The 2,257-nt window shown below is 62.5% G+C and carries 1 protein-coding gene; it reads right to left on the bottom strand.

The features are described from left to right. Positions 1-422 precede the first annotated feature (422 nt). Complete coding sequence (purM, locus tag BQ17_RS07875) at positions 423-1,502, bottom strand: phosphoribosylformylglycinamidine cyclo-ligase (protein WP_089725908.1); 1,080 nt, start codon at positions 1,500-1,502, stop codon at positions 423-425. Between the last annotated feature and the right edge of the window lie 755 nt (positions 1,503-2,257).

Raw genomic sequence — 2,257 nt, forward strand, 5'->3', positions numbered from 1 at the left:
GGCCGCTCCAGCGGCCAAAGTTTCATGACGCTGGAGCGTCCGGACTTGCTCCCACGCTGGAGCGTGGGAGCCAGAGAATTCCGGACTGCTTTGGAGTGCGCCGGCAAAGCGGCGCGGTCGCATCGAACCTCAGCCACGGGGGATACCAGCGGCGTTGGCCGGGAATCCGGACCCTTCGGTTCCACCCGCGCCGCGGCGACGGCGCTTTCCCCTGGCCGCAACACCTTTAACATCGCCAAATCCAAAGCGGCGGCAGGATCGTGCCACTTGGCTGACCCCCCGCTTATGCCTAGCGCTGTAGGTTCCGGTAATCATCGGGGTGAGGTTGCCGCCGCACTCCAAAACGTCCGGTGGTACCCTTCCATGATCGTTGATAGTCTGGAATCCATAAAGAACCAAAGTTTATATGCGTTCGCCCTGTGTCACCGGGCAGCTTTGCCGGTGAAGATTACTTCCGGGGTCCCTTCCGCGGTCTCGATCCGACCGATGAGCCAGGCCTGCTCGCCGGCTCGGGTGAGCAGATCGCAGGCGCGTCGGGCGTCCGCAGCGGGGGTGCAAACGACCATACCTATCCCACAGTTGAAGGTGCGCAGCATCTCCGGTGTGGTTACGGCGCCCTGGGACTGTATCCAGTCGAACACCGCCGGGCGTTCCCAGGAATCCGGATCGATGCATGCCCGCACCCCCTGGGGCAGCATGCGGGGCAGGTTCTCGGGAAGACCGCCGCCGGTGATGTGGGCCATGCCGTGGACCGGTAGCTCCCTGATCAGGCTGAGCAAGGGTTTGACATAGATCCGGGTCGGGGCGAGCAGCAGCTCGCCCAGGGTGGAAGGGGTGGAAGCGCCCAGGGGCGCGGTGAGATCCGCCCCCGATATCTCGATGACCTTTCGGATCAGGGAGTAACCATTGGCGTGGGCCCCGGAGGAGGCCAGCCCGATCAAGACATCTCCCGGCCGCACCCGCTCGGGGGTCAGGAGTTGGTCTTTTTCCACGATGCCGACGCAGAACCCGGCCAGATCATAGTCTCCCTGGGCGTACATGCCCGGCATCTCCGCCGTCTCGCCGCCGCCCAGGGCACAGCCGGCGAGTTCGCACCCCCTGGCGATGCCTGCCACCACCGAGGTAGCAACCTCCAGGTCCAGACGGCCGGTAGCATAGTAGTCGAGGAAGAACAGGGGCTCGGCCCCGGCGACCAAGATATCATTGGCGCACATGGCGACCAGGTCGATGCCCAGGGTGTCATGGCGGCCGAGCGCCAGGGCCAGCTTGAGCTTGGTCCCTACGCCGTCGGTTCCTGAGACCAGCACCGGTCGGCGGTAGTGGCCCGGAGGCAATTCGAACAGGGCCCCGAATCCCCCGAGGCCGGTGACGACCCCGGGCCGGAAGGTCGCGGCGGCCAGAGGTTTGATGCGCTCCACCAAGGCATTGCCCGCGTCGATATCGACGCCGGCGTCGCGGTAGCTGAGGGAAGCTCTATGGTTGCCGTCGGGACCCGGTTGCACCCTCGTACCTCATTTCAGCACAGATAGTGGTAAATTTTTAATGGGTCATCGTCCCGCGCTCGTTCCCACGCTCCGGCGTGGGAACGCCGTCGTGTCCGCTCCAGCGGACTCAGCTCCTCGGTGCTGATCGGCGTTGGCGGTTAGCCTAACGAGGCGCTTAATCGACGCTAGAGCGTCGGGATTTGCTGTCGATAGGCCATCAATTTTTAAGCGTGGAAAGAAGCTTAGTTCAGGATAAGGAGGAGGTCAAAACAATCCGGACGTCAGGGTAGCGATCCCGGGTAGTGGTAAATTCATAAGTGTTAAAGTAGAGCGATTCATCTTTTTGATCCCCTCTCCCCAACCCTCTCCCGGCGGGAGAGGGGGCATAGCGGCCACTGCCATTGGTCATGTTACAACTTAGACATTAACCACTACCCGATCCTGAATGATTTGGCGTTGTCCGGAGGGAAAAGATCCCTCCTGCGGCGGGACAAGAAAGATCCCTCCTGCGTCGGGACAGGGTTTGACGGGTTGCGTTCGACGCACCAAGGCTCGTGCATCCGGGGTGGCGTCAGTGCCGACGTCTTAACGCAACCTACACCCACATGACCCCCCGCGCAGCCTGCCTGCGCGGACCTCGCGTTAAATGTAGGTTGGGTTAGGCGCGCTGTCCGATCCCGAAGTACAGCGACAAGGCCGAACGCGCCGTAACCCAACACGTCAGGTTTGTCCCGACGCAGGAGGGATCTTTTCCCACAACCAACGCCAAATAA

Source organism: Candidatus Thiosymbion oneisti (genome assembly GCF_900092655.1).
Classification (GTDB): domain Bacteria; phylum Pseudomonadota; class Gammaproteobacteria; order Chromatiales; family Chromatiaceae; genus Thiosymbion; species Thiosymbion oneisti.